This is a genomic window from Roseobacter phycocola (assembly GCF_042055075.2).
In the GTDB taxonomy this organism is placed as follows: Bacteria; Pseudomonadota; Alphaproteobacteria; order Rhodobacterales; family Rhodobacteraceae; genus Roseobacter.
The window spans coordinates 2644637-2671571 of record NZ_CP194010.1 but is presented as its reverse complement, the minus strand read 5'-3'; the positions used below and the strand labels follow the sequence as shown (position 1 = coordinate 2671571).

General features: G+C 60.2%; 28 protein-coding genes and 1 riboswitch. Of the genes, 19 read left to right on the top strand and 9 right to left on the bottom strand.

The features are described 5' to 3' along the window. Positions 1 to 5: 5 nt before the first annotated feature. Positions 6 to 515 (bottom strand): bifunctional 3-hydroxydecanoyl-ACP dehydratase/trans-2-decenoyl-ACP isomerase, encoded by a 510-nt coding sequence (gene fabA, locus AB4K19_RS13085; RefSeq protein WP_375228776.1) that lies wholly within the window; start codon positions 513 to 515, stop codon positions 6 to 8. Positions 516 to 709: 194 nt separating this feature from the next. On the opposite strand from fabA, the gene irr reads away from it, so the two are divergent. After that, the gene (gene irr / locus AB4K19_RS13080) at positions 710 to 1129 is read left to right on the top strand and encodes a Fur family transcriptional regulator Irr (protein ID WP_375228775.1); all 420 of its coding nucleotides are present in this window, start codon (positions 710 to 712) and stop codon (positions 1127 to 1129) included. Between the two features lie 30 nt (positions 1130 to 1159). Next, positions 1160 to 1948, top strand: a complete 789-nt coding sequence (locus AB4K19_RS13075) for a phytanoyl-CoA dioxygenase family protein (protein ID WP_436397887.1) — start codon at positions 1160 to 1162, stop codon at positions 1946 to 1948. A 34-nt stretch (positions 1949 to 1982) separates the two neighbouring features. Here AB4K19_RS13075 and AB4K19_RS13070 read toward each other — a convergent pair whose 3' ends face one another. After that, on the bottom strand, positions 1983 to 3215 hold the full coding sequence (locus AB4K19_RS13070) for a CAP domain-containing protein (protein WP_375228774.1): 1233 nt from the start codon (positions 3213 to 3215) through the stop codon (positions 1983 to 1985). Positions 3216 to 3677: 462 nt separating this feature from the next. Here AB4K19_RS13070 and AB4K19_RS13065 point away from each other — a divergent pair, with 462 nt between their 5' ends. The 10 genes from AB4K19_RS13065 to AB4K19_RS13020 all read left to right on the top strand — a co-directional run bounded on the left by AB4K19_RS13065 (position 3678) and on the right by AB4K19_RS13020 (position 16330). Further along, positions 3678 to 6272 (top strand): CHASE3 domain-containing protein, encoded by a 2595-nt coding sequence (locus AB4K19_RS13065; RefSeq protein ID WP_375228773.1) that lies wholly within the window; start codon positions 3678 to 3680, stop codon positions 6270 to 6272. A 406-nt stretch (positions 6273 to 6678) separates the two neighbouring features. Then, on the top strand, positions 6679 to 8001 hold the full coding sequence (gene miaB / locus AB4K19_RS13060) for a tRNA (N6-isopentenyl adenosine(37)-C2)-methylthiotransferase MiaB (RefSeq protein ID WP_436397883.1): 1323 nt from the start codon (positions 6679 to 6681) through the stop codon (positions 7999 to 8001). Between the two features lie 172 nt (positions 8002 to 8173). Further along, the gene (locus AB4K19_RS13055) at positions 8174 to 9187 is read left to right on the top strand and encodes a PhoH family protein (RefSeq protein WP_375228771.1); all 1014 of its coding nucleotides are present in this window, start codon (positions 8174 to 8176) and stop codon (positions 9185 to 9187) included. Then, positions 9162 to 9695 carry an rRNA maturation RNase YbeY gene (gene ybeY / locus AB4K19_RS13050; protein WP_375228770.1) on the top strand — a complete coding sequence of 178 codons (534 nt, stop codon included), beginning with the start codon at positions 9162 to 9164 and terminating at the stop codon, positions 9693 to 9695. The genes AB4K19_RS13055 and ybeY overlap by 26 nt, the downstream gene beginning before the upstream one ends. 38 nt (positions 9696 to 9733) lie before the next feature. Next, positions 9734 to 10630 carry a hemolysin family protein gene (locus tag AB4K19_RS13045; protein ID WP_436397879.1) on the top strand — a complete coding sequence of 299 codons (897 nt, stop codon included), beginning with the start codon at positions 9734 to 9736 and terminating at the stop codon, positions 10628 to 10630. Continuing rightward, positions 10627 to 12168 (top strand): apolipoprotein N-acyltransferase, encoded by a 1542-nt coding sequence (gene lnt / locus AB4K19_RS13040; protein WP_436397877.1) that lies wholly within the window; start codon positions 10627 to 10629, stop codon positions 12166 to 12168. Before AB4K19_RS13045 ends, lnt begins: the two co-directional genes overlap by 4 nt. Before the next feature lie 36 nt (positions 12169 to 12204). Continuing rightward, a riboswitch (SAM-SAH riboswitch) is annotated at positions 12205 to 12252 on the top strand. Between the two features lie 4 nt (positions 12253 to 12256). Further along, positions 12257 to 13438 (top strand): methionine adenosyltransferase, encoded by a 1182-nt coding sequence (metK, locus tag AB4K19_RS13035; RefSeq protein ID WP_375228767.1) that lies wholly within the window; start codon positions 12257 to 12259, stop codon positions 13436 to 13438. Positions 13439 to 13562: 124 nt separating this feature from the next. Further along, positions 13563 to 14267 carry a tRNA (guanosine(46)-N7)-methyltransferase TrmB gene (gene trmB, locus AB4K19_RS13030; protein ID WP_375228766.1) on the top strand — a complete coding sequence of 235 codons (705 nt, stop codon included), beginning with the start codon at positions 13563 to 13565 and terminating at the stop codon, positions 14265 to 14267. A gap of 85 nt (positions 14268 to 14352) precedes the next feature. Beyond that, the gene (gene aroA, locus AB4K19_RS13025; protein WP_375228765.1) at positions 14353 to 15705 is read left to right on the top strand and encodes a 3-phosphoshikimate 1-carboxyvinyltransferase; all 1353 of its coding nucleotides are present in this window, start codon (positions 14353 to 14355) and stop codon (positions 15703 to 15705) included. A 7-nt stretch (positions 15706 to 15712) separates the two neighbouring features. Then, positions 15713 to 16330 (top strand): (d)CMP kinase, encoded by a 618-nt coding sequence (locus AB4K19_RS13020; protein ID WP_375228764.1) that lies wholly within the window; start codon positions 15713 to 15715, stop codon positions 16328 to 16330. Here AB4K19_RS13020 and AB4K19_RS13015 read toward each other — a convergent pair. Then, positions 16327 to 16980: a Crp/Fnr family transcriptional regulator gene (locus AB4K19_RS13015; protein ID WP_375228763.1), complete on the bottom strand. Its 654-nt coding sequence runs from the start codon at positions 16978 to 16980 to the stop codon at positions 16327 to 16329. The two genes, AB4K19_RS13020 and AB4K19_RS13015, sit on opposite strands and share 4 nt — an antisense overlap. Positions 16981 to 17176: 196 nt before the next feature. Here AB4K19_RS13015 and AB4K19_RS13010 point away from each other — a divergent pair, with 196 nt between their 5' ends. Continuing rightward, positions 17177 to 17722, top strand: coding sequence for a hypothetical protein (locus AB4K19_RS13010; RefSeq protein WP_436397872.1), 546 nt, complete (start codon positions 17177 to 17179; stop codon positions 17720 to 17722). Positions 17723 to 17731: 9 nt separating this feature from the next. On the opposite strand, the gene AB4K19_RS13005 is transcribed toward AB4K19_RS13010, so the two are convergent. Next, the gene (locus AB4K19_RS13005) at positions 17732 to 18163 is read right to left on the bottom strand and encodes a BLUF domain-containing protein (RefSeq protein WP_375228761.1); all 432 of its coding nucleotides are present in this window, start codon (positions 18161 to 18163) and stop codon (positions 17732 to 17734) included. 312 nt (positions 18164 to 18475) lie between these two features. On the opposite strand from AB4K19_RS13005, the gene rpsA reads away from it, so the two are divergent. Continuing rightward, complete coding sequence (gene rpsA / locus AB4K19_RS13000; RefSeq protein WP_375228760.1) at positions 18476 to 20152, top strand: 30S ribosomal protein S1; 1677 nt, start codon at positions 18476 to 18478, stop codon at positions 20150 to 20152. A 90-nt stretch (positions 20153 to 20242) separates the two neighbouring features. On the opposite strand, the gene AB4K19_RS12995 is transcribed toward rpsA, so the two are convergent. Beyond that, complete coding sequence (locus AB4K19_RS12995) at positions 20243 to 20824, bottom strand: chemotaxis protein CheB (RefSeq protein ID WP_375228759.1); 582 nt, start codon at positions 20822 to 20824, stop codon at positions 20243 to 20245. Positions 20825 to 21103: 279 nt separating this feature from the next. Here AB4K19_RS12995 and ihfB point away from each other — a divergent pair, with 279 nt between their 5' ends. From ihfB to trpB, 5 genes are all read left to right on the top strand, one after another. Further along, positions 21104 to 21388, top strand: a complete 285-nt coding sequence (gene ihfB / locus AB4K19_RS12990; protein WP_375228758.1) for an integration host factor subunit beta — start codon at positions 21104 to 21106, stop codon at positions 21386 to 21388. Beyond that, positions 21388 to 21738: a lipopolysaccharide assembly protein LapA domain-containing protein gene (locus tag AB4K19_RS12985; protein WP_375228757.1), complete on the top strand. Its 351-nt coding sequence runs from the start codon at positions 21388 to 21390 to the stop codon at positions 21736 to 21738. Before ihfB ends, AB4K19_RS12985 begins: the two co-directional genes overlap by 1 nt. A gap of 54 nt (positions 21739 to 21792) precedes the next feature. Beyond that, a complete protein-coding gene (locus tag AB4K19_RS12980) occupies positions 21793 to 22443 on the top strand; it encodes a phosphoribosylanthranilate isomerase (protein ID WP_436397866.1) in 651 nt (216 codons plus the stop codon). A gap of 101 nt (positions 22444 to 22544) precedes the next feature. After that, positions 22545 to 22727, top strand: a complete 183-nt coding sequence (locus AB4K19_RS12975; RefSeq protein ID WP_436397864.1) for a hypothetical protein — start codon at positions 22545 to 22547, stop codon at positions 22725 to 22727. Positions 22728 to 22857: 130 nt separating this feature from the next. Continuing rightward, positions 22858 to 24090 (top strand): tryptophan synthase subunit beta, encoded by a 1233-nt coding sequence (trpB, locus tag AB4K19_RS12970; protein ID WP_436397862.1) that lies wholly within the window; start codon positions 22858 to 22860, stop codon positions 24088 to 24090. 141 nt (positions 24091 to 24231) lie between these two features. On the opposite strand, the gene AB4K19_RS12965 is transcribed toward trpB, so the two are convergent. The 4 genes from AB4K19_RS12965 to AB4K19_RS12950 all read right to left on the bottom strand — a co-directional run bounded on the left by AB4K19_RS12965 (position 24232) and on the right by AB4K19_RS12950 (position 26913). After that, positions 24232 to 24747, bottom strand: coding sequence for a helix-turn-helix transcriptional regulator (locus tag AB4K19_RS12965; protein ID WP_436397859.1), 516 nt, complete (start codon positions 24745 to 24747; stop codon positions 24232 to 24234). Positions 24748 to 24804: 57 nt separating this feature from the next. Then, positions 24805 to 25143, bottom strand: a complete 339-nt coding sequence (locus AB4K19_RS12960) for a PepSY domain-containing protein (RefSeq protein ID WP_375228755.1) — start codon at positions 25141 to 25143, stop codon at positions 24805 to 24807. A gap of 224 nt (positions 25144 to 25367) precedes the next feature. After that, positions 25368 to 25739 (bottom strand): DUF2237 family protein, encoded by a 372-nt coding sequence (locus AB4K19_RS12955; protein WP_375228754.1) that lies wholly within the window; start codon positions 25737 to 25739, stop codon positions 25368 to 25370. A gap of 10 nt (positions 25740 to 25749) precedes the next feature. After that, positions 25750 to 26913 carry a serine hydrolase domain-containing protein gene (locus AB4K19_RS12950; protein WP_375228753.1) on the bottom strand — a complete coding sequence of 388 codons (1164 nt, stop codon included), beginning with the start codon at positions 26911 to 26913 and terminating at the stop codon, positions 25750 to 25752. Positions 26914 to 26935: the final 22 nt, after the last annotated feature.

Here is a 26935-nt window from a genome sequence, read left to right as displayed (position 1 = left end):
CAGCGTCAGTTTTCGGACAGTGCGACCTTCATGTCAGTCACCTGATAGATCACTTCGCCATCGGCTTCCACACGCCCGTTGGCCACGCCCATGGTCAGGCGGCGCGTCTGGATCGCCTTGGTGAAATCGACGTAATAGGTCAGCATTTTGCGGTCAGGCCGGACCATGCCGGTAAGTTTGACCTCTCCCACACCCAGCGCATAGCCTCGCCCGAGCCAGCCGCGCCAGCCGAGGTTGAACCCTGTGAGCTGCCACAGGCCGTCAAGGCCAAGGCATCCGGGCATGATCGGATTTCCCGGGAAGTGGCAGTCGAAAAACCACAGGTCGGGCGTGATGTCGAATTCAGCGACCACGTGGCCCTTGCCGTGTTCGCCGCCATCGCCGGAGATGTCGGTGATCCGGTCCATCATCAGCATCGGCGGTGCGGGCAGCTGTGCGTTTCCGGGGCCGAACAGTTCGCCGCGGGCACATTTCAGGAGGTCTTCCTTGTCGAAGCTGCTGGGGTACTGGCTCATCTGGTGCCTCTCGTGGGGGTGTTTTTTCAGCGTTCCGACCCCTCTAGCACCGGCCCGGTCGTTCCTGCAAGTCTGCGCTGACCGGTGGCCGCGATATCTCTGCGGGTCCCTGCGGCAAGGCGGCGCGTCTGATTTGAATTGAAAATCGTTCGCAGAAACCTTTATATAGTGAAGACGGAAAGCGTGAGAGTTCGATGACCACACAGGAACACGAAATCGGTACCAGCTGGCTGGCGCAGGGAGGGCTGCGGCCCACGCGTCAGCGCGTGACGCTGGCGGCGCTTCTGATCGGCGACGGGCAGCACCGTCACGTGACAGCTGAGAGCCTTTTTGAGGCGGCCAAGTCGCAGGGCGAGGCTGTGTCGCTGGCGACGGTCTACAACACGCTGCGCGCATTCTGCGATGTGGGCCTCGTCCAGGAGGTCACCGTTGACGGATCCAAAAGCTACTTTGATACCAACACGCATGATCACCCGCATTTTTACTGGGAAGATGACGCCAAGCTGACGGACGCGCCGTCTGACCAGCTGGTCATTGCTCAGGTGCCGGATGCGCCGGAAGGTGCTGAAATCGCTTCGGTGGATGTTGTGATCCGCTTGCGCCGCAAAACCTGACCGTTCCGGTCATCACCCGGACAGAGCCGGATGCATACCTCCTTCGTCACTCAGGACATGATTGATACCTATGCGCGGGACGGGGTCGTTCTGGTGCGGGGTCTTTTCGCGGATCATGTGGAAGATCTGCGTGACGGTATTGCGCAGAATATGTCAGATCCCGGGCCTTATGCGTCTGAGAACGAGCGGAATGGCGAGACAGGGCGCTTCTTTGATGACTATTGCAACTGGCAGCGCATAGACGCGTTCCGGCGCGTGGCCGAAAGCTCGCCCGCTGCGCCGGTTGCCGCGGCGCTGATGCAGTCGCAGCGCGTTCAGCTTTTCCATGATCATGTGCTGGTCAAGGAACCCGGGACCTCAATGGCGACGCCCTGGCATTCGGACGGACCCTATTATTTTGTGGAAGGGCGCCAGACCATCAGTTTCTGGTCGCCGCTCGATCCCGTGCGCGAAGCCAGCCTGCGCTGTGTTGCCGGATCGCATCTGTGGGAAAAGGATGTGCTGCCCACGCGCTGGGCCAAAGGCGACGCCTTTTTCGACCCTGCGCCCTATATCCCGGTGCCGGACCCGGAGGCAGAGGGCATGCGCATCGTGGAATTTGATATGGAGCCTGGCGACGCGGTTGCATTTCATTACCGGACCCTGCACGGCGCGCGGGGTAACCGTTCGGACGCCCGCCGGCGTGCGTTTTCGCTGCGGCTCGTCGGGGATGACGCGCGGTATGTGACGCGGCCGGGGCCGACCTCACCCCCCTTTCCTGGACACGGCATGGTGGCAGGTCAGCAGCTGCGCGAAGACTGGTTTCCGTATCTGACCTGACCGCTGGACTGTCGTGCTGATGGGACCTGTGGCCTCAGGCCATCGCCCATTCTGCATCTTCAGGATCCTCCTCCTGCTGCGCATCTGCAGCATCGGCTCCCTGCTCGATCAGGTCGCGAGATGCATCTGCGGACAGAAACAGGTTTTCCACCGGATCTGCTTCCGGCACAGCGGATCTCTGTGCCGCCATTTCGGCCCCGGCAATGCCGAGGTCATCACTGTTCACATCCAGCTTCACGTTCTGCGCGCCGATCGTCACGGTCGTTTCTAAAACGGTGTCCAGTGCGCCGCCCTCAAACCGGACATTGTAGGTGCCCGCATCCAGCGCAAGTGAATAGCCACCGGAGCCCCAGGTCGACGTCGCGTATGCCTCTTCATCCTGCCAGGCGGTGATGCGCACGCCGCCCAGACCTTCTCCGATGTCATAAAAATCGTCGTTGTCTGCATCATCCATGACCACACCCGTCAGATACGTCTGGCCGTCATTGGCGAATTTCTCTGTTACGACCATCGCTGTCGGAAAGGTCGATCCGGGGTAGGACCATTCCCCCTGGTCGATGCCCACACCGACAACGGTATGGCCGGGCTGCAGCATGCCGAACTGATGCCCGTCCGATTCCCAGAGACCGGCGTGGCTCGCATCAATCCAGGCCTGTTCATCTGACACAGAACGCGCGGGGCTCCAGCGGGCCGAGATGTTTTCCCAGACGCCACCACCTTCCCAGTCTTCTGCACGGGCGCGGTCTGTGGGGCTGTCGCCGTCCGGATTGTAGTGGTCGAAAAAATCACGGGCCAGCATATCGGCGGAATGGTTGTCCGCAGCAGCGGACAGGATGGGGTCGACCGCCAGCGCCTGTTTCGGGGCCGTGGAGACATCCGCGTCCACCACATCTCCTGTGCGGATTTCCTCGGCCTCGGGGTCGAGGCGGGCGCGGTTGATCAATTCCAGCATGTATTGTTCCTGCGCGGTCAGACCCTGCCACCCAATGTTATAGGCACTGTCCGGAAGATCCGGTGCTTCGGTTTCCGGTGCGGGGTCGTCCTGTGCACCGGTCTCCTCTTCCGGGTCGGGTGGCGGGGCTTCGCGGTCTTCTTCGGCAGGCTCTTCCCCGCGTGCGGCAGGGGGCTCGGTAATCCGTGCGGCTGGCTGTGGTGCCAGTGATGCGGATGAAGGTGCCAGCGCGGGTTCTGCCGAGCCGGTTCCACTCCTGCTGCCGCCGCCTGTTGCCATGGCGCCGCCACCGATCAGGGCTAAAATCAGGCTCATGAATGGAGGCATCTGTGGTTCCTTTCTGTTATCCACTGGCAGCAGTGTGTCGGGTCAGTCCGGTGTGTCGTTCATGTAAACGGCTGGAATCCGACCCAATTAAGGCAAATTGACTCAAATTTTCTGCGTCCCCGACACGCTGGCGAAACACTGGCCGGCACGGGTGATGCATTGTTTCTGATCTGTGTGCGCCGGTGTCAAAGGCACGCGAATCGAGCGGGTGGAAACCCGCCTGTGCGTGGCAGAACCCCGCCTGATTCCGGCGGCGTTCTGCCGCTTTGCCCGACCAGCGGCATACCGCTGGTCTGCGGCGCAGAGAAACCTGTGGCGGACGGTATCCGGGGTTCAGGTAAGCCATTCTGTCAATCCGCACCGAAACAGCAAAAACGGGTGATAACAGTTTCTTAATGGCGCTGCTCTAGGCACCACGGAGCCAGACGGTCACTGCGGAGGAAACGCTCAATGGATATGCAATGGTTCACGGACAGCCCGATCAAAAACAAAGTTCTTTGGGTCACATCCGTCCCGATTGTCCTTGCGGCGTTTGTCGGTGCCATCGGGATCGTTGCCCTGCAGTTCGTTGTGTACAATGCAGGGTGGGTGGATCACACGCACCGGGCCCTCTCAAAAGGCGACGCAGTTGTTGCCGCTGCCGTGGACATGGAAACCGGCATGCGCGGCTTTCTCCTGGCGGGAGAGGAGGCGTTCCTTGAGCCCTATGCGTCCGGCGAAGAACAGATTTTCTCAGCGCTTGCGGACTTGCGGGAGACCGTGTCTGACAATCCCGGTCAGGTCGCACGACTGGAACAGGCCGAGCAGACCATCGTCGAGTGGCAGGCCGATGTAGTTGAGATGCAGATCGGGCTGCGGCGTGAGATCGGGAATGCCGATACAATGAATGATATCGCCCGGCTGGTGGGGGAGGCCAGGGGCAAGGAATACTTTGACCGGTTCCGGGAACAGATCGCCACGTTTGTGGAGCGCGAACAGGTGCTGTTGCGGGAACGCGAGGATGAGCTGCGGGATACCGTTTCAGGCGGGCAGTCCGTTTCCGGTGATCTGGTCGGTGCGGTAGACTGGGTCACGCACACCTATGCTGTCATTTCCCGGGCAAACGAAATGCTTGCGGCTGCCGTTGATATGGAAACCGGCATGCGTGGATACCTGCTGGCCGGGAAAACAGAGTTTCTTGAGCCTTATGATGCCGGCGGTCGCCGGTTTGATGCGCTGCGTTCGGAGCTGACGGAAACAGTCAGCGACAATCCGGCACAGGTGCAGCTTCTCGGAGAGATTCAGGGCACGATTGATGACTGGCGGCAGAATGTGGTGCAGCCGATGATTGACCTGCGCACCAGTATCGGCAGTGCAAAGACAATGGACGACATGGCGGATCTGATCGGTGAAGCGCGTGGCAAATCCTATTTTGATCGTTTCCGCGGGCTGATGGCGGATTTCCGGGCTGAGGAAGCCGCCCTTCTGGAAGTCCGGACTGCAAACCTGACCTTTGCCAAATGGATGGCCATCGTGTCGATCGGTGCATTCCTGCTGTTGTCGGTGGGCCTTGGCGTGTTTCTGGCACGGCGTGCGGGCATGAATGTTGCCGCACCGATCCAGCAGATCATTTCGGCGATGCAGCAGATCATTGATGGTCAGCAGAACGTCACGATTGATGGCAATGAACGTAAGGATGAGGTCGGTGACCTTGCCCGCGCGACCCTTGTTTTTAAGGAAAACGCCGAAAAGGTCGTGAAACTGGCGGAAGCGGATGCCGAAAACGCCCGCAAGCTTGAGGAAGCCGCCAAGGAAACAGCAGAACAGGCCGCCGCAGCGGCGGAAAAAGAAAAAGAGGACCGTGCCGCCGAACGTCAGCGCCAGGAGATGGTTGAGCAGCTTCAGACGGGCATAAGAACAGTGGTACACGGCGCCATCGACGGGGATTTCTCCGGACGCGTGGACACCGGTATTTCCGACGCGGAGCTCGCCGCTCTGGCGGAAAACGTGAACATGCTTGTCGAAAGCGTCGAGACCGGGATCGCGGCCACGGGCGAGACGCTTCAGCGCGTGGCACATGGTGATCTGACGGTGCCAATGCAGGGCACGTTCAAAGGTGCTTTCCGGGACCTTCAGGACAACACAAACGGCATGATCGAGGCCCTGAAGTCACTGATCGGTGACATCAGCGGCAGCACCGGAAACCTGTCCGCGTCGTCCGGTGAACTGCGTGATACGTCTGATGCGCTTTCGAAACAGGCAGAACAGAATGCCGCATCGCTGGAGGAAACCTCGGCGGCGCTGGAAGAGCTGACGGCAAGTATCAAGCAGGTCAGCGAGAATGTGCAGGAAGCCAACAGCAACGCGGGCATCGCCAGTGAAACAGCCAGATCCAGCAGTAACGTAGCCGGCGACGCAGCCGAGGCCATGACACGGATCGCAGATGCATCGAGAGAGATCGCCAAGGTCGTTACGGTCATCAATGACATTTCCTTCCAGATCAATCTGCTGGCACTGAACGCGGGTGTTGAAGCTGCGCGCGCCGGCGAAGCTGGGCGTGGTTTCTCTGTCGTGGCATCCGAAGTCCGGCAGCTGGCGCAGCGTGCCGGGGAGGCGGCCACCGAGATTGATGATGTGATTGCGCGCAGCGACCTTGCTGTGTCGCAGGGTGTGGAGAAAGTGAACGACGCCCGGGATTCGCTGGAGAAAATCTCAGAAAGTGTCGTCGGCGTTTCGCACCGCATTGATGAGATTTCGTCGGCAATTTCCGAGCAGGTGAACGGGATCGCAGAGATCAATACTGCCGTTGCACAGATTGACGGGAACACACAGAAACAGGCTGCATCTTTCGAAGAAGTAACGGCGACCAGCGCTCTGCTGGCCAGCGAGGCTGAAAATCTCAAGACCTCCACCAGCCGTTTTGACACCGGTGCCACTTTTTCCGCCGCGCCCCGACCGCAGGAACCCGCAGCCGCGGTGCCGGAAAAGGTTGCGGCAGCACCGAAGACGGTGGCTGTCGCGTCCGGCAACCTTGCCGAAGATTTCGACGGCTGGGACGAGTTCTGATTTCGGCGGGACCTTTGCCCGAGGCTTCTGTAATTCTTCGGGCGAAGGTGCCGGGTTCCCCTTGATCGGTGCTGGGGCGCATCCGATCCGCCGCGTCCTGCCTGGTACGAAAACACCAAAGGTCGTCATGTGCGGACAATGAGGTCGGAGGGTGTCTGCCCAGCCGTGGGTTTCTGCCGCCCGCATTCGTGAAAGACGACGGATGCCGCGGGGGTCATGATGGGATTGATGCCCGTGAGGTCAGCGAACTGCGGCGCTCTGATAATCGGAGCTGTTTCGACTTTCCCCGAGCTTATTGACCTGTGGACCACCGACACCCCCGCCGACATCACATCACATCGCATTGCATGCTTCTGCGGTGGCTGGTAACCAGCGGCCAGTCTCTCACGATCCGGAAACCCTGCCCATGACTGCGCCCAAGAAGCTCTTTATCAAGACCTACGGCTGCCAGATGAATGTGTATGACAGCGAACGCATGGCGGAATCGCTGGGCGGGCAGGGATATGTGGAAACACAAAACGCTGATGAAGCGGATATGATCCTGCTGAACACCTGCCATATCCGCGAAAAGGCAGCCGAAAAGGTATATTCTGAACTGGGCAGGCTGAAGCCACTCAAGGCGGCCAATCCGGACCTCAAGATCGGTGTCGCCGGCTGTGTGGCCCAGGCCGAAGGCGCGGAAATTATCCGCCGCCAGCCCGCCGTTGATCTGGTCGTGGGGCCGCAGTCCTACCACCGGTTGCCCGAGATGGAGAAACATGTGCGTGGCGGCGAACGTGCGCTGGACACAGATTTCCCGGAAGAAGACAAATTCGAGAAACTCAGGTCACGTCCGCGTGCCCGGCGTGCGCCTTCCGCATTTCTGACGGTTCAGGAAGGGTGCGACAAGTTCTGTGCCTTCTGTGTCGTGCCATATACGCGGGGGGCTGAGGTCAGCCGCCCGGTAGCCCGGATTCTGGACGAAGCGCGTGATCTGGTCGACAGGGGCGTCCGCGAAATCACCCTGCTGGGTCAGAACGTGAATGCTTATCACGGCTCAGGTCCGGATGGTACCGAGCAGACGCTGGCACAGCTTATCTGGGAGCTGAATGGTGTAGATGGTCTGGAGCGTATCCGTTATACGACCTCGCACCCGAACGACATGCATGACGATCTGATCGCGGCGCATGCAGAATGCGGCAAGCTGATGCCCTATCTGCACCTGCCTGTGCAGTCCGGTTCGGACCGTATCCTGAAACGCATGAACCGCAGCCACACGGCCGAAAGTTATCTGCGGCTGATCGAGAAAATCCGCGCGGCGCGGCCGGATATTCTGATGTCCGGTGATTTCATCGTAGGTTTCCCGGAAGAGACCGAGGCCGATTTCCAGGCCACTCTGGATCTGATTGAAGCCGTGAACTACGGGTATGCTTATTCCTTCAAATACTCCACACGACCGGGGACGCCGGCCGCCGAGCGGGCGCAGGTGGATCCGGACGAAGCCGATGACCGGCTACAGCGCATCCAGGCGCTGATCACACGCCAGCAACAGGACATCCAGGCGGCAATGGTCGGGCGTGACCTGAATGTGCTGGTTGAGAAACCGGGTCGTCATGAAGGTCAGATGGTCGGAAAATCGGAATACCTGCACGCGGTGCACATTGAGAACTGCACGGCCACTGTGGGCGATCTGGTGCCGGTGAGAATCGTTGAGGCAAAACGCAATTCGCTGGCTGCAATTCTGCGGTGAAAGAGGGATTGTCCCGGCGGTTCGGCCCCGGTCGTCTGTCAATACGCGACGAATGCGCGCCGAAACCCGCTTTTTGATGACCTGAGCAGGGATTCCCGGCCTGCACCGCTTGCACCCGGACGTTGGAATTGGCACCGTCCTGTCAGACCAGTTTTTCGGCAAGGAACAGCTATTGTCACCCAGTGATCCGAGTGCGCCCGATACTCTGACCGCGACCCCGGGGGGTACGGTTGAGTTTCCCGACAACCGCCTGCTTATCGACCTTTGCGGCCCTTATGATGCGAACCTCGCGCAGATTGAAACAGCACTGGGGGTGCAGATCGTGCGGCGAGGCAATCAGCTGGCGGTCATTGGTGAGGCAGATGCGAAGACGGATGCGACGCGGGTGCTGCATGCGCTGTATACGAGGCTGGAAAGTGGCCGTGCGGTTGAGGCCGGTGACGTGGACCGGGAACTGCGCATGGGACCGTTTGAGGACGCGGCCCCGGAGAACGGCGATCAGCTGGAAATGCCGATCGGCTCCCGGATTGAAATTCAGACCCGCAAAAAACGTGTTGAACCGCGTACCGACGCACAGAAAGCCTATGTGCAGTCTCTGTTCGAGAATGAACTGGCCTTTGGTATTGGCCCGGCCGGCACAGGCAAAACCTATCTTGCCGTGGCGGTGGGCGTGTCGATGTTCATCACCGGCCAGGTGGACAAGATTATCCTGTCGCGTCCTGCCGTTGAGGCGGGTGAGCGGCTGGGTTTTCTGCCAGGTGACATGAAGGACAAAGTCGATCCCTATATGCAGCCGCTTTACGACGCGCTGGGCGATTTTCTGCCCGGCAAGCAACTGTCGAAGCTGATCGAGGAGAAGCAGATCGAAATTGCGCCGCTTGCCTTCATGCGTGGGCGGACCCTGTCGAATGCCTTTGTGGTCCTGGACGAGGCGCAGAACGCCACGACGATGCAGATGAAGATGTTCCTGACGCGTCTGGGTGAGGGGTCACGCATGGTGATCACCGGCGACCGCACGCAGATCGACCTGCCGCGGGGCACGGCATCAGGCCTTGCGGATGCGGAGCGTCTGCTGAAGACCATCCCGAACATCAGCTTCAACTATTTCACGTCCAAAGATGTGGTGCGCCACCCGCTGGTTGCCGCGATCATCGAGGCCTATGAGGCCGATACCGGGTCGTCGTGAGACTGGTGCAGCTGTGCCTGATGTCCTGACAGAAGACCCGCGGTGGGACGACATCGGTCTCAGCGCGCTGGCCGGCCGGGCGGTTGCGCAGGCGCTGGAACATCTGGGACTGCCCGCTGATGCTGAGGTCTCGGTGCTGGGGTGCGATGATGCGCGCATCACCGTGCTGAACAGTGATTTCCGCGAAAAACCGGGCCCGACCAATGTGCTGAGCTGGCCGGCGGCAGATCTCGCGGCCGAAACACCCGGTGCTGACCCGCAGATCCCCGAGCGTGATTTCGACGGCTCGCTCGAGCTGGGCGATATCGCGATCTCCTGGGAGACATGCGCACGGGAAGCAGAAACTGTTGGCAAGCCCATGGCCGATCATGTGACCCACCTGATCGTTCACGGCCTGTTACACCTTCTGGGGTATGATCACCTCCGTGACCTGGATGCCACGCTGATGGAGGGGCTGGAGTCACAGATACTTGGCAAAATGGGTCTTGATGACCCATATAAGAACTGAAGGCGGCTTCTGGCCGCTGCTGACCGGAAAAGGACCCGATGGGCGACAACGACGGATCTTCTGATGCAGCGCGGGGCGCGCAGCAGGAAAACGCAACATCAACGGACCCCGAACCTTCGAGGCCCGGCGGCTTTTTCAGCCGCGTTATCGAAGCACTGAGCCCGGGTGAGGACGGTGAGCAGCCCGAAGCGGGCGATGCACCCGAACCGCGCTATCCGACACATGGCATGATCAATCTGCGGCGCAAACGCGTCGAGGATGTTTCTGTACCCAAAGCGGACATAACCGCCATTTCCAGCACGGCGTCCCTGGATGAGGCCGTGCGTGTTTTCAAGGACAGTGGGCTGACGCGCCTGCCGGTTTACGACGGCACGCTGGATACGCCGGTGGGGATGCTGCACCTTAAGGACATTGCTTTGCAGCATGGGTTCAATGGCGGGGGGCATGACTTTGACATGAAAGCGGCTCTGCGACCGCTGCTGTTCGTGCCGCCTTCGATGACAATTGGTGTCCTGCTGACCAAAATGCAGGCCGAGCGCCGGCACATGGCGCTGGTGATCGACGAATATGGCGGTGTGGACGGGCTGGTGACCATCGAAGACCTGATCGAACAGGTCGTGGGCGAGATCGAAGACGAGCATGACGTGGATGAGGGCGTTCACTGGACGCTTGAAAAACCGGGCTGCTATATCGCGCTGGCCAAAACGCCGCTGGAGGATTTCGAAGCCGAGATCGGACGTTCGCTGACCGAGCATGAAGAGGTCGACGAAGAAGAAATCGATTCGCTGGGTGGTCTCGTTTTTATGCTGTCGGGCCGGGTGCCTGCACGGGGCGAGGTGGTCGTACATCCGGATGGTGTCGAGTTTGAAGTTCTTGATGCCGATCCGCGGAGGATCAAAAGGCTGCGTGTGCGCATCAGCGCGCCCTCATCGTGACATTTCAACTGCGCGGTGCAGCGGACGAGGCGGGATGGCGTGGCGCCGCTTTTCTGTTTTTCCTGTCGGTCTGCGCCGGTGCGGTGGGCGCTCTGGGGCAGGCGCCCTGGGATCTGCCGCTGGCCATGCTGCTGGGTGTGGCGGGCGCTTTTCTGCTGTTTGCAGCCTGCACATGGCCGCGGCGCGCGGCCCTCGTGGGCTGGGCGTTTGGTCTGGGGTGGTTCGCCGTGGCGCTGCACTGGATCGTGGAACCTTTTCAGGTTGATGCAGCGCGTCATGGGTGGATGGCACCGTTTGCACTGGTTCTGCTCAGCGGTGGCCTCGCGCTCTTCTGGGGAGCCGCGTTCGGGATCGCGCGTCGCTTTTCAACAGGTGTTTTGCTGCTTGTGCCCGTCTGGGCGGCAGCGGAACTTGTCCGTGCCTATGTCCTGACAGGCTTTCCCTGGGCCGCACCTGCGCAGGCTCTGGTGGACCGGATGGCCGGGCAGGGGCTTGCCTTTGTGGGCCCGCATGGCATGAACCTGGCTATCTTTGCCCTGGCCTGTCTGCCCGCATTTATTCACCGTCGCCGTGGCAATAACGGGCAGTCTTCCCTTGCAGCTCTGATTATTTTGGCAGGTATCATGCCCGTCGTTCTGCCGGTGCCGCAGGGCGCGGCGAGGATGACAGACCATTGGGTTCGTCTGATCCAGCCGAATGCGGCACAACATCTCAAATGGCAGCCTGAAAACGCGCGACGGTTCCTTGATCTGCAGCTGGCTCTGACGGCACGGCCTGCGGCGGGCCAGACATCCGGGCCTGACCTGGTAATCTGGCCGGAAACGGCCATTGCGTGGCGTCTGGATCAGGCGGCTCCGGTACTGGAAGCGATCCGCAGCGTGACCGATGCGCAGGTGGTTCTGGGCGTTTTGCGTGCGCAAGAGGGCAGGTTGCGCAATTCGCTGGTGCATCTTGGACCGGATGAGGGTCAGCAGATCTATGACAAACATCATCTGGTGCCGTTCGGAGAATATCTGCCGCTCGCCCCCCTCGCGGACGCGCTGGGTCTTGCGGCGCTGGCGCAGACAGGCCCCGCATTTGCCCCGGGTCCCGGTCCGGCCGTTCTGGATTTCGGCGCGCTGGGGCAGGGGATGCCCCTGATCTGTTATGAGGCGGTGTTTGCGCATGACGTGAACGCAGCGCCGCAACGACCCGCCTTTTTGCTGCAGATCACCAATGATGCCTGGTTCGGGCAGTTTGCCGGACCGCACCAGCATCTGGCGCAGGCGAGGATGCGTGCCATTGAACAGGGGGTGCCGGTGCTGCGCGCCGCGAACACCGGGATTTCTGCGGTCATTGATCCGCGGGGCCGTATCGCAGCACATCTGCCACTGGGGCGCGCGGATGCGCTGGATGCCCGTTTGCCGGCCCCGCTTGGGCGGACATTTTACAGCCGGTTTGGTGATATGACCGCGATGGTGCTGATTGCAGCGTGGACCGGCCTTCTGTTGCTTTTGCGCTTCGGTGCCACAAAAGCCGATCGAAGGCCGGACAGATAGCGATTGACCCGGACACCTGTGCCACGTAACTGCTGCGGGTGCGCCCAACGGCTTCCTGACGGGCGTGTTTTTGCTAATGGAGCGCGAAATGTCCCGACAGAATTATGTTTTCACCTCGGAATCGGTTTCCGAGGGTCATCCCGATAAGGTGTGTGACCGGATCTCCGATGCGGTGCTTGATGCCTTTCTGACGGAAGAACCCGAAGCACGGGTCGCCGCAGAAACCTTCGCAACGACGAACCGCGTGGTGATCGGTGGTGAGGTCGGGCTGTCCGACAAAGAGAAACTGCACGATTACATGGGCCGCATCGAGGATATCGCGCGCGCCTGCATAAAAGACATCGGGTATGAGCAGGACAAGTTCCATCATGCGACCTGCGAGATCACGAACCTGCTGCATGAACAGTCTGCGCATATCGCGCAGGGCGTCGACGCGGCTGCGGACAAGGACGAAGGCGCGGGCGACCAGGGGATTATGTTCGGGTTTGCCACGAATGAGACGCCAGAGCTCATGCCGGCACCTGTCCACTATGCCCATGCTGTTCTGCGGCGGCTGGCTGAAGTGCGCAAGGATGGCACGGAACCGACCCTGCGTCCCGACGCCAAAAGCCAGCTGTCCGTCAGATATGAAAATGGAAAACCGGTTGGTGTGACCTCGCTTGTGCTGTCGACGCAGCATGCGGAGGAAAGCCAGACATCCGATGATATCCGCGCCATCGTGGAACCCTATATCCGCGAGGTTCTGCCGGAAGGATGGATCACGGATGAAACGGAATGGTGGGTGAACCCGACGGGTACGTTTGTGATCGGTGGTCCGGACGGGGATGCCGGTCTGACCGGACGTAAGATCATAGTGGACACATACGGCGGGGCCGCACCTCATGGTGGCGGCGCGTTTTCCGGCAAGGACCCCACCAAAGTGGACCGGTCGGCAGCCTATGTGTCGCGCTATCTGGCAAAGAATGTGGTGGCCGCCGGTCTGGCGGACCGCTGCACGATCCAGCTGAGCTATGCGATTGGTGTGTCCAAGCCATTGTCGATCTACTGCGATACATTCGGGACCGGACAGGTGGTGGACAGTGCCATCGAGACGGCGATATCCCAGGTGATCGATCTGACACCGCGCGGCATACGCGAGCATCTTCAGCTGAATCGCCCCATCTATGCCCGCACGGCGGCTTATGGTCACTTTGGCCGCGCGCCGGAAGCCGATGGCGGCTTCAGCTGGGAAAAGACGGACCTGGTCGACGCGTTGAAAGGCGCTGTCTGATCCTTAGGCGCAGCTGCGCTGCACGACATGTCTCCGGTCATTGCCTCCGGCACTGACCGGATGCCGCACGATGACAAGCGTCTGCTGTGTTGCGGTGGGTCGTTCCCGGCGCTAAAGGGCAGTCATGACAAGCATACCAGAACGTCCCCGGCGCAATTTCTATGGCCGCCTCAAAGGCAAGGCGCTGAAGCAATCGCAGCAAAGATATCTTGCAGAAGACCTGGCGGACCTGTCACCGGGGCCGGTGACATGGGAAGAGAACCCGGACCGCACCCCTCTGGATACGGCGGCGCTGTTTGAGGGGCGGCCTGTCTGGCTGGAGATCGGGTTTGGCGGTGGTGAGCACATGGTGCACCAGGCGGTATCGAACCCTGATATCGGTGTTTTGGGGGCGGAGCCCTACATCAATGGTGTTGCCATGCTGCTGGGCAAAATCCGGCGGGCGGGTGCGGAAAACGTTGCGGTGCACCCCGGTGATGCGCGCGATCTGATGGATGTGTTGCCGGCCGGGTCGGTGGACCGTGCGTTTCTGCTCTATCCGGATCCCTGGCCGAAGACGCGGCACCATCGCCGCCGGTTTGTCACCGAAGAGCATCTGGTGCCGCTGGCACGGGTGCTGAAGTCAGGGGCCATTTTCAGGGTCGCCACAGACATTGAGGATTACGTCCGCCAAACCCTGGAGGAAGTGCCGAAATCCGGGTTTGAGTGGCTTGCTGAAACGCCACAGGACTGGCGCACGCCGTGGAGCGACTGGATTTCCACCCGCTATGAGCAGAAGGCCATCCGGGAAGGACGCACGCCGCATTATCTGACCTTCCGGCGCATCTGAGCAGGCCGGGCGCGACAACGGGCTGGACCCCCGGAAGCCGAGACGATAAGCCACCGCGCAGGAATACTGAAAAGCGGAAAATGCTATGTCCAGCCACGGCACCCCTATCCCGATGACGTCCCGCCCCTGCGGTCCACTGACCGGTGAGGCGCGGGTGCCGGGGGATAAATCCATCTCCCACAGATCGCTGATCCTCGGCGCGCTGAGTGTTGGCGAGACCGAAATCACCGGTCTGCTGGAAGGCCAGGACGTGCTGGACACCGCCCGCGCAATGCGGGCGTTCGGCGCAAAAGTGACGGATCACGGCGGTGGGACCTGGACGGTGAATGGCGTTGGTACCGGTGGCTTTTCGGAGCCGGATCAGGTCATCGACTGTGGCAACTCGGGCACGGGCGTGCGCCTGATCATGGGAGCGATGGCGACAACGGGCATTACCGCAACCTTTACAGGTGATGCGTCGCTGAACGGCCGGCCGATGGCGCGCGTGACGGATCCGCTGGCGCTGTTCGGGACACAGTCTCATGGGCGGTCCGGGGGCCGGTTGCCGATGACCATTGTCGGGGCCGCTGATCCTGTTCCTGTGGAGTACACCGTGCCGGTACCCTCGGCTCAGGTGAAATCTGCCGTGTTGCTGGCCGGTCTGAATGCACCGGGTAAGACTGTGGTCACCGAAGCGGAGGCAACGCGCGATCACACGGAACGGATGCTCGAAGGTTTCGGCGCAGAGATCGCGACCGAAGAAACGGAAACAGGCCGCGTGATCACGCTGACCGGACAGCCTGAGCTGAAACCTCAGAAGATCGCTGTGCCGCGGGACCCGTCTTCTGCCGCCTTTCCTGTCTGTGCGGCTCTGATCGTGCCGGGTTCTGATGTTCTTGTGCCGGGCATTGGCCTGAACCCCACCCGTGCCGGGCTGTTCACCACCCTGCGGGAGATGGGCGCGGATCTGACCTATGAGAACGAGCGCACCGAAGGCGGGGAACCGGTTGCGGACCTGCGGGCGCGGTTCTCTCCTGATCTGAAGGGCATTGAAGTGCCTGAGGCGCGTGCGGCCAGTATGATCGACGAATACCCGATCCTGTCGGTTGTCGCCTCCTTTGCCGCAGGTGACACAGTTATGCGGGGCGTCAAAGAGCTCCGGGTGAAGGAAAGCGACCGGATTGACGCGATGGCCACGGGACTGCGCGCGAATGGCATCACTGTAGAGGACGGTCCGGACTGGTGGGTGGTCACCGGGGCGGGTCATGGCAATGTGCCTGGTGGTGCGACATGTGCAAGTCACCTCGATCACCGGATTGCTATGTCATTTCTGATCCTCGGGATGGCCACGCAGACCCCTGTCAGCGTCGATGACGGAGGGCCGATTGCCACGTCCTTTCCGGTGTTTGAACCGCTGATGGCGGAACTTGGCGCGCAGCTTGTGCGCGACAACAGCTGAGGGTCCTGTGACCGGCCCGTTCACGATCGCGATTGATGGTCCGGCGGCTGCGGGCAAGGGCACCATCTCACGCGCAGTCGCGGCCCATTTCGGGTGCGCGCATCTTGATACCGGGCTTCTGTACCGCGCCGTCGGGGCCAGAATGCTTTTGGGGCAGGACCCGGTGGATGCCGCCCGGACACTGACATCTGAAGACACCCGCACCGGTGATCTGCGCACGCCGGAAGTGGCACAGGCCGCAAGCCGTGTCGCTGTTCTGCCTGAGGTCAGGGCCGCGCTGGTCGATTTTCAGAGAAGTTTCGCGCGGCGGGCGGGCGGCGCTGTTCTGGACGGCCGTGACATTGGTACGGTGATCTGTCCGCAGGCCGAGGCAAAGCTTTTTGTGACGGCGAGCGCGGAGGTCCGCGCACAGCGCAGATACAGCGAACTTGTGGCTGCCGGCGCTGAGGTGAGCCCGGAGCAGGTCCTTGCAGACGTCAGGGAAAGAGATGCGCGCGACCGCGACCGCGCAACAGCGCCGCTCGTGGCGGCGCCGGATGCAACGGAGATTGACACATCAGACATGTCAATTGAAGCCGCCGTTGAGGCGGCAATTGCGGTGATTGATCAGCGCCGGAACGTTTAGTCTTGAGGGGTTGCGCTGCGCTCAGTATTGGCAGCGATGATTTTGCGGCGCAGGTCACGCGCAATGCCGACATCAAGCGCGCCGGATACCTGCGGGTCCGTGTCCTGCAGCACGCGCAGCTTGTCAGACGAGATCAGCCAGTAGCGCGCCGTTTCCGCGACCACTGCGGTGGCAGAGGCGGGCTCTTCCGCAAGAATGGACATTTCGCCCACAAAGTTGCCCGGACCACAGGTGCCGACGAGCACGTCCGAGCAAAGGATGTCCACCCGGCCGGACACCAGATAGACGACATTCGGGACAGGATCGCCTTCGGTTGTCAGTACCGTTCCGGGTGCGCCTTCGGTCCAGCGACCGAGATTGAGCAGCCGTTTGGCGTCACGTTTTGACACACCGCGCAGCCGCGAAGAGACGAATTTCTGCTCATCCGGCGTAAACCTGACCCGCCTTTCGCTGAACCATTCGCGCGAGATCTGAATAATGTTTACGAGAACCAGCAGGGTCTCCCAGAACACACCCACCGGATCCTTGAGCCAGATGATGTCATAGGCAATCGCAACGAAGGCAGACGCGATCACCAGCAGACGCAGCATCGTGATCGTGCGCATCATCATGGAAACCACCAGCAGCAGATAGGACAGATGTCCCACCATCCCACCGGTGGAAAATGCCGATTCTACAGTCAGTTCCAGTATGCTGTCCTCTTCCCCGCAACGGTACCAGCATAGCGTGTGATCAGTTTTTACACCAGCGTAGCCTACGTGTTTCAGTCAGATCACCAAAGGGTGCATGGATTTAGGGGAGCGACCGCCCTAGCCTCTGACCGACTGTGAAGGCCGGAGGTTCACGATGAAAAAACTGCTCGTTTCAATCATGCTGCTGTGGATTGGCAGCTTTGCAGCAGCACAGGAGGCGTCCCCGGACCAGCCTTTGCCGGCCGGTGAGCCGCCCATGACCATGCCCCGGCTGGCGGAGATTATTCTGTCAATTGACCCTGAGGCGCAGGCGCGGGGACCGTCGATTGAGTTCACCGTGCAGGACATCCCGGTTATCGTCATCGCCGATGCCCGTGCAGACCGGATGCGGGCCATGGTGCCGATCCGGGCAGCAGACGGGCTTGATCCGGCGGAGCTGATGCGCCTGATGCAGGCCAATTTCGACAGTGCTCTGGATGCACGCTATGCCGTGGCCCAGGGGCGGCTCTGGGGCGTTTTCATACATCCGCTGTCCCCGCTGGAGCGGGATCAGTTCCTGTCGGGACTGGCGCAGACCGTGAATGTCGCGCGCACCTATGGGCAGACCTATTCGGGTGGTGTCAACATTTTCGGTGGCGGTGATTCAAACGGCATCTACGAGGAGCTGTTTGAGGAACTGCGCAAGGGCCAGGAGTTGTAATCCGGCCCTTCAGGCGACCCGGTACCGGTCGTTCAGCAGCGAGGCGTTGGCCGACAGCAGACCGATCAGATCAGCCGGGTTTTCGGCGGCGAGCTCGGTGATCCGCGTGCAGTGACGGCCCATAAGATCTGCTATTGCCATCGTCGTGCATTCGACCAGCGCCATGTTCCAGCCGTCAAAACAGCGCCGTTCGGCGTTACCATGAGAGAGGATGGTGAACCCGCTGTGACGCGGATCATGGCGGATACGGTCGACTGTCACGCCAAGTTGGAACGTCGGCCCTTCAAGGTACTGCAGAACAATCTGATCTTCGATGTGCAGAAAGCCGGTAATGTCGTCACGCCGGTTGTTTTTCTGACTGACGTCAAGCAGGGCATTCAATGCCCTGAAACCCATTGGCGCATCCAGTCTGGATGCATACAGCAGAAATCCCGGCTGCATATTGTTCTCCCAGTCCCAAAGGAAACATGAAGCTCAGGCGGGCATAGTCAAGTGCTGTACAGGGCATCCGGGCCGGCGGCGGACCGCTGCAAAGGCGCATAAATGCTTGCAGGCCGGCTGAATTAGGCCTATACGCGCGGGCGTTGACGAGGCGGGAACAGCCTGTGCGGCACAGCATACGAGCAGGGTCGGTGAAAAACCGGCCCTTCGTTTGTTCTGAGCACCGGTCCCGGTGAGCGGCAGACCAATCCAAAGACCGGCGGAGACAACCGCACGGCCAGAAACACATTAATGTTAGGAAAACGACGCCACATGGCAAATATGATGGACGAGTTTGAAGCACTCCTGAACGAAAGCTTCGAAATGGACACACCCCAGGAGGGGTCAGTTGTCAAAGGCAAGGTGATCGCGATCGAAGCGGGCCAGGCCATTATCGACGTAGGCTACAAAATGGAAGGCCGCGTCGAGCTCAAAGAATTCGCTGATCCGGGCGAAGCTCCCAAAATTGACGTAGGTGACGAGGTAGAGGTGTTCCTCCGCCAGGTGGAAAGCGCACGCGGCGAGGCTGTGATCTCGCGCGAGATGGCGCGCCGCGAAGAAGCATGGGACCGTCTGGAAAAAGCATATGCAGACGAAGAGCGCGTCGAAGGCGCCATCTTCGGCCGCGTCAAAGGTGGCTTTACTGTCGATCTCGGCGGTGCGGTGGCCTTCCTGCCCGGCTCGCAGGTTGATGTGCGCCCTGTGCGCGACGCAGGCCCTCTGATGGGTCTCAAGCAGCCGTTCCAGATCCTGAAAATGGACCGCCGCCGGGGCAACATCGTTGTGTCGCGCCGTGCGATCCTCGAAGAATCCCGCGCCGAACAGCGCGCAGAAGTCATCGGCAACCTCTCCGAAGGTCAGACCGTGGACGGTGTCGTCAAGAACATCACCGAATACGGTGCGTTTGTTGACCTTGGTGGTGTTGACGGCCTGCTGCACGTCACAGACATGGCATGGCGCCGTGTGAACCACCCGTCCGAAATCCTGTCGATCGGCGAGACCATCAAAGTTCAGGTCATCAAGATCAACAAGGAAACACACCGCATCAGCCTTGGTATGAAGCAGCTGCAGGAAGATCCATGGGATCTGGTAGCGGCGAAGTACCCGCTGGAATCGGTGCACACAGGCCGTGTGACCAACATCACCGACTACGGTGCGTTCGTGGAACTGGAAGCCGGTGTCGAGGGTCTTGTCCACGTCTCCGAAATGTCCTGGACCAAAAAGAACGTGCATCCGGGCAAAATCGTCTCCACCTCTCAGGAAGTGGAAGTCATGGTTCTGGAAATCGACGGTGCCAAGCGCCGCGTGTCCCTGGGCCTCAAGCAGACCATGCGCAACCCGTGGGAAGTCTTTGCCGAGACACATCCCGAGGGCACAGAGGTCGAAGGCGAAGTCAAGAACATCACCGAATTCGGTCTGTTCGTTGGTCTCGACGGCGACATCGACGGCATGGTGCACCTCAGCGACCTCAGCTGGGACCAGCGTGGCGAGGAAGCTATCCAGGACTACCGCAAAGGCGACATGGTTCAGGCCGTTGTCTCTGAAGTGGATGTTGAGAAAGAGCGTATCTCCCTGTCGATCAAAGCTGTTGGTGGCGACAAGTTCGCCGAAGCCGTAGGTGGCGTGAAGCGCGGTTCCATCGTGACCGTGTCCGTGACCGCGATCGAAGATGGTGGTATCGAAGTGGAATACGAAGGCATGAAATCCTTCATCCGCCGCTCCGACCTCAGCCGTGATCGTGCCGAACAGCGCCCTGAGCGTTTCTCGGTCGGTGACAAGGTGGACGTTCGCATCACCAACGTTGACAACAAAGCCCGCCGTCTGGGCGTGTCGATCAAAGCACGTGAGATCGCCGAAGAGAAAGAAGCCGTGGAACAGTATGGCTCCTCGGACTCCGGTGCATCGCTGGGCGATATCCTGGGTGCCGCGCTCAACAAAGGCGACGACTGACAGGTCAATGTCTGAAAAACACTGAGAGAACCCCGCGCAGTGCGCGGGGTTTTTTCGTTCAGCTGTGTGTCGGTCGTCCGGTGTCGCTGTTCAGCCGGCGTGTGGCCCAAGGGTATCCGCCAGCCAAAGCCCGAGATCCCCGGCCGAGAGGATTTTGCGGGGGTGGTCTGCCAGAATGACATTCATCGGCATGCTTTCGAAACGCGCATCTTCAGGGTTCTGAACGATCGTCCGCCCGCCCATGTCATGCACGATCTGAGCGCCCCGCATGCCGTCGTTCATTGTACCGGACAACACCACTGCGATGGCGCGTTCTCCGTATTCCGCCGCCAGGGTCATGAAAAGCCCGTCGATTGAGGGGCGAAATCCGGAATCCCGCACAGGTTCGGACAGCCGGACACGTCCGTCCCTGAAAAAAGCATGGGTGGCGCCGGGCACCACATAGATGACGCCCTTTCTCACGGTGTCGCCGTCCCTGAGCGTGCGAACGTCGAGATTGAAAGTATGATCGAGGATCTCCTTCAGCTGAGATCCGGCCTGACTGTGGATGGCGACAACGACGGGCGCGTTCAGGCCTTCGGGCAGCTGTGACAACAGCGTAACCACAGCTTCGATCCCGCCGGCTGAGGCGCCGATGGCGACCACGCAATCGTGGTGATCTTCCTGTGACATGTGCCTGCTCCTTTTGGGGTATATGAACGGCCGCATCGGCAAATGGGGCCCGGCGTTCACCGGCCGCCGCCGCGTTTCACGTCACGAATCATGACAGTGCCGCTGCGACGCGGCAACCGGAATTGCGCTGATTCCGGCCTGGTCAAATGAAAAATGACGCCAAAACAGGGTGTTCCGTCGCTAAAAACCACGGCTCATGGCACATCCGCTGCTTTCGGAATGCCGGAAACCTTCCTATACTCCATCTGCGAGGGAAAGAGATAATCACCGGGGGGCGCTATGATACGGTCTGAGCTGATTCAGAAGATCGCAGACGAAAATCCACATCTTTACCAAAGAGACGTGGAGCGGATCGTGAACACGATCTTCGAAGAGGTGACCGGCGCCATGTCGAGAGGAGATCGGGTGGAACTGCGTGGGTTTGGCGCGTTTTCCGTCAAAAAGCGTGACGCCCGGGTCGGACGTAACCCGCGCACCGGTGAAACCGTTCATGTCGAAGAAAAGCACGTGCCTTTCTTCAAGACCGGCAAACTGCTCCGTGACCGTCTGAACGGGAAGGCCTGATGCGTTATATCCGCTACGCCTGTATCGCAGTATTTGGTGCGGCACTGATTGCCGTGGCGATTGCCAACCGGGGGATCGTGTCGCTGCAGCTGATCCCATCAGAGGTTGCGGGCTGGTTTGCGGTAAATCCCAGTATTGAGCTGCCTCTGTTTCTGGTGATTTTCGGCGGTATTGTCGTTGGCCTGCTTGTTGGCTTTGTCTGGGAGTGGATCCGCGAGCATACACAGCGTGCCGAGGCCTCCCGTCAGGCCCGCGAACTGCGCCGCCTTCAGCGCGAGGTGGCAAAGCTGAAAGGCGAAAAGCACGAGGGCAAGGACGAAGTCCTGGCCATGCTGGAGCAGGCGGGCTGACCTGACCGGGCGTTTCCGGTTGCCAGTCGCGCGACGCTGTGCTCAACACCCGATATGGTAACTGAAACAGCAGTAAAGATTTGCGGGCTGACCGATCCCGCACATGTCCGTGCCGCGGCAGAAGCTGGTGCGGCCTATTGCGGTTTCGTGTTTTTTGCAAATTCCCCCCGTAATATTTCCGTATCAGATGCCGCATCTCTTGCGCTCGAAGCACCCCCGGGGCTGGCAAAGGTTGCGCTGGTGGTGAATGCGGACAACGGTTTTCTGGATACGCTGACGGAAACAGTTCCGCTCGACATGCTTCAGTTGCACGGCAGCGAGGCACCTGAACGTGTAGCGGAAATCTGTGCGCGCTACGGCCTCCCTGTGATGAAAGCGATCGGCGTGGCGGACAGCTCCGACCTTTCGGCGATCGATACCTATGCGGCGGTGGCAGATCAGCTGCTGATCGATGCCAAACCTCCGCAGAATGCGGACCTGCCAGGTGGCAATGGTCTGTCATTTGACTGGCGGCTGCTTGCGGACCGCAAATACTGGACCAAACCGTGGATGCTCGCCGGGGGGCTGACACCTGACAACGTGGCGGAGGCTGTTCGTCTCACGGGCGCACGGCAGGTCGATGTCTCGTCAGGTGTGGAGACCGCACCGGGCCGGAAAGACACCGGTCTGATCCGGGAATTTTTGGTTGCCGCAAAAAAAATCTGACCTGGGTAACCTGGTTCACAGAACGGACATGCAAAAAGGGCTAAAAAGGTCGTACAGGGCATTTCCTGTATCCCGTTATATCTGTTTCAAAGGCCGTACACATGACTTTCCGAGCAACCATTGCCGCCGCAGCCATTCTTGTTACCGGACTGAGCACAGTGACGGCTCTTCTGTCCGGGACCGGCAGTGAGACCGGAACGGATGCCGGCGAATATGTCATCATGCAGTTTACCGGCGAGGCCTCCGCGTCGCCGGCAACCCCGGTGATTTACGCGGCGGACTGATCTGTCGCAGCGCGTGCCGGTTCTGTCCCCGCCGGCGCGCGCAATCGTCGCTCCTGTTGATCTCAAAACGCCTTGTTTCCGCTGACGCCGCGCGGTAGGCAGAACGCCACATGCGGAAAACGGGTGCGTTATGGCCAACGATCTTTTCAACTCCTTTATGACCGGACCTGATGAGCAGGGACGCTTTGGCAAGTTTGGCGGGCGGTTTGTGTCTGAAACCCTCATGCCCCTCATTCTGGAGCTTGAGGAACAATACGAGAAGGCCAAAACCGACGCGTCATTCTGGGCGGAAATGGATGATCTGTGGACGCATTATGTCGGACGTCCGAGCCCGCTCTATCATGCTGAGCGCCTGACCGAACATCTGGGCGGCGCGAAAGTATACATGAAGCGTGACGAACTGAACCACACCGGCGCGCACAAGATCAACAACGTGCTGGGCCAGATCATCCTGGCGCGCCGCATGGGCAAGAACCGCATCATCGCCGAAACCGGCGCCGGTCAGCACGGTGTCGCAACAGCGACTGTGTGCGCTAAGTTTGGCCTGAAATGCGTTGTCTACATGGGCGCGCATGATGTCGAACGTCAGGCACCCAATGTTTTCCGGATGCGTCTGCTGGGGGCGGAAGTTGTACCTGTGACCTCCGGCCGGGGCACGCTCAAGGACGCGATGAACGACGCGCTGCGCGACTGGGTCACCAACGTACGTGACACATTCTACTGCATCGGAACCGTTGCGGGGCCGCATCCGTATCCCGCCATGGTTCGTGATTTCCAGTCGATCATCGGCAAAGAAGTACGCGAACAGATGACCGCGGCAGAGGGCCGGTTGCCGGACACCGTGATCGCGGCAATTGGTGGTGGCTCGAACGCGATGGGCCTGTTTTATCCTTTCCTCGACGACAAGGAAGTCGGCATCATCGGTGTTGAGGCCGGTGGGAAAGGCGTGAATGAGAAAATGGAGCACTGCGCGTCGCTGACAGGCGGCAGGCCGGGCGTGTTGCATGGCAACCGGACCTATCTGCTGCAGGACGACGACGGTCAGATCCTCGAAGGGTTCTCTATTTCAGCGGGTCTGGACTATCCGGGTATCGGGCCGGAACACGCATGGCTGCATGACATCGGACGCGCCGAATACGTGGCGATCACGGACAAAGAAGCGCTTGAGGCGTTCCAGCTCTGCTGTGAGCTGGAAGGTATTATTCCGGCGCTGGAGCCCAGCCACGCGCTGGCCCATGTGATGAAAATCGCACCGGAACTGCCTGCTGATCACATCATCTGCATGAACATGTGCGGACGCGGCGACAAGGATATTTTCACTGTCGCGCGGGCGCTCGGGTTCGAGATGGGTGAATTCGCCTGATCGGGTGGTCAGCCTTCAGTGGGACCCAGGACACTTTGAAAAGAGGGCTGTCCCTTCCGCTATATCCGGAAGTGACAGGAGCTGAACAGCCGGAAAGAGCGTCGTTTCGGCGATCAGAAGTACACCGAAGGGATGCATGAATTATCCTTGCGCGGATCTGGGTTGACCGGTGCTGACAAGATCGTCAGCGATGAGGTCATCAAGAAATATGCTGAGCAACTGCAGCCGGCCCGCGACGTCCGCTTTGCGGTAGACCGAGGCGCATTGCGCTTTGATCGTGCCCTGTTTTGTGTCCCGCAGATCGGCCATCTCGGCGATGGAAAAGCCTTTGATCGCCAGGATGGCCACTTCGCGTTCGGCGGCGGTCAGGCACCAGTCGTGAAAGCGTGCTTCCAGCACTTCGCTGAAAGCACCTGACGCGATACTGATCTGGTCCTCCAGTTCAGTCTGCCGCCCCAGCAATGATCTCAGCTCATTGCCGGTGAACACGAGGCCCAGAAAAAGGGCAATGGTAACGAGCGCTTCAATCACATCGCTTTCGGCCCAGCGGTTGTAGAACCCGGGCCAGAGCAGATCCCACGTGATGTCCATCAGGAAATAAGCGCAACAGATCGTCTGAAGCGCAAAGAGTGACCAGAGGATGGCGGTACGTGACATAAAGGTTCCTCAGCAGATGAAGGATGCGCCCGGTGTTTCAGGCGCACCCGGGCGATGTTAGTCATCGTCGCTTTCGCTGTCATCATCGTGATGATCATCCGCGTCATCGTCATCGTCATCGTCATCGTCATCGTCGTCATCATCCCTGTAGACAGCCAGGACCTCGCCGGTCTCGGATGACACTTCGATTTCGTATTCCTGCCCGTTCAGAAGCGCTTCCACTTCGATTTCACCGTCCTCGATTTCCACTTCCACGGTGGTATAGCCCTGCGCTTCAACCGCAGCGGTGATCGCCTCGGTTGAGACACCAAGCACATCTCCTTTGCCGATGTCCGAAAATGCGGCACCGGGAATAAGAAGTCCGGCCAGAAGAAGCGTTTTGCTGTGTTTGATCATTGTGTCATCCTTTTCGTTTTCTGTGCTTCCGCGTCATTGCGGTTGCCCTGATCTGAGCAGGAAGAGCAGGAAACAGAATTGGACTTTGGGATGAGCGAGGCTGTCTTAGGCCGAAGGTTTATGCTTTATTTCGCCCCGGATCGGGTCTGAAGCGCACAACATGGTTGAACCGCATGTTGGCGGAACGTCCGTGGGCCCTGGTTTGCCGCTGCGTGAAAACCCGGTCAGTGAGCGGCACAGGCGCGCAGTACCTCAAGCGGGACAATTTCAAGCGCGCGCGCATGGGTGGCTTCCAGGTTGACCTGTGGTGCGCAGCCGTCGTCATGCGCCTGCAGAAACCGGCTGGCGCACAGGCACCAGGCATCACCCGGTTTCAGACCAACAAAACCGAATTCCGGCCGCGGCGTTGACAGGTCATTGCCGACATACTTTGAGAACGCCAGAAACTCGGCTGTCATGATGGCGCAGACGGTGTGGCTTCCACGGTCAGCAGCACAAGTGTTGCAGCTGCCGTCCCGGAAAAAACCTGTCACAGGGTCGGTGCCGCACACGGCCAGCGGCGTTCCCAGGACATTGACGCTGTCGTCTTTTTCCATACCGTTCTCCTCAGAGCCTGTCGGCGATCTCCCGGAACAGTTCGAGATTGTCCCGCTGTACTGCGCGGTCCCGGAACCGGCGATCCGCAGCTGTGAGCACGATCACCACATCCGCTGTTTCGTTGATGTAGAGGTATTGCCCGTAAATGCCACGTCCCATGTATTCCCGCGGCCTTGCGTCGCGCGGCAGCCACCACTGATATCCATATCCCATCTGGTCACCGCTGGTCGGTGCGGTGGCGGTTGTGGACAGGATAACCCAGTCCGAAGGCACAACCTGAGTGCCCTGCCAGCGCCCCCGCTGCAGGAACATCTGGCCAAAACGCGCATAATCGCGCGTCGTAATGTTCAGCCCCCCCAGCGCAAAAGCCACGCCGGTACCATCTGTCAGGTAGTAGGGCGCGCGCTCAACGCCAAGCGGGCGGATGACGTGTTCGGACATCAGATCAACAACCGGTTTTCCACCGGCGGCCCTCAACACCATTCCCAGGACGTGGGTGTCGATGGACACGTATTTCCACTGCTCCCCCGGTGGGGCGAATGTTTCAGTCAGGTCAGCGGCGAAGGTGTCCATCTCGCCGCCAAGGGCAAGAATGCGGCCCATCCGGTTGATGTCGGAACCTTTGTCCAGATAGTCCTCGTCAAAGGTCACACCGGTCGCCATGTTCAGAACATTGCGGATGGTCGCGTTGCCGTAGGCCCCGCCCTCCAGCTCCGGAACATAGTCGGTTACAGGTGCATCGAGGTCAGGGATAAGGCCTTTGCCGACCAGAATGCCTGTCAGGGCGGACAGGTAGCTTTTGGCCATGGACCAGCTGATCCGGAGATCGTCCGGCCCGGTTCCCAGCAGGTAATCTTCGTAGACGATTTTGCCGCCGCTGAGCACCAGCAGGGAGGTCGCATTGCGGTCAGTGAGGAACCTGTCCAGCCGCTCAGGCATCTGCATCGGTTCCCCTGCGGGCAGGGGGGATACCGGACCGTCGCCGCGGTCGATCTCCCTGTGCAGGAAGGCTGCGTCCATGTTGCTGAAATTCCCGACAATCCGGTCGGGTTCAAAGAGGCTGTTCACCGCCATCAGGCGTCTGATCTCTTCGATCTTCCAAAGACCCAGCGCGGCTGCTGCAAGCACGAGAGCCAGAAGAATTCGTCCCAGCCATTTCCCGAAACTGCGCATGACCCTACCTGTCTTCCTGCCC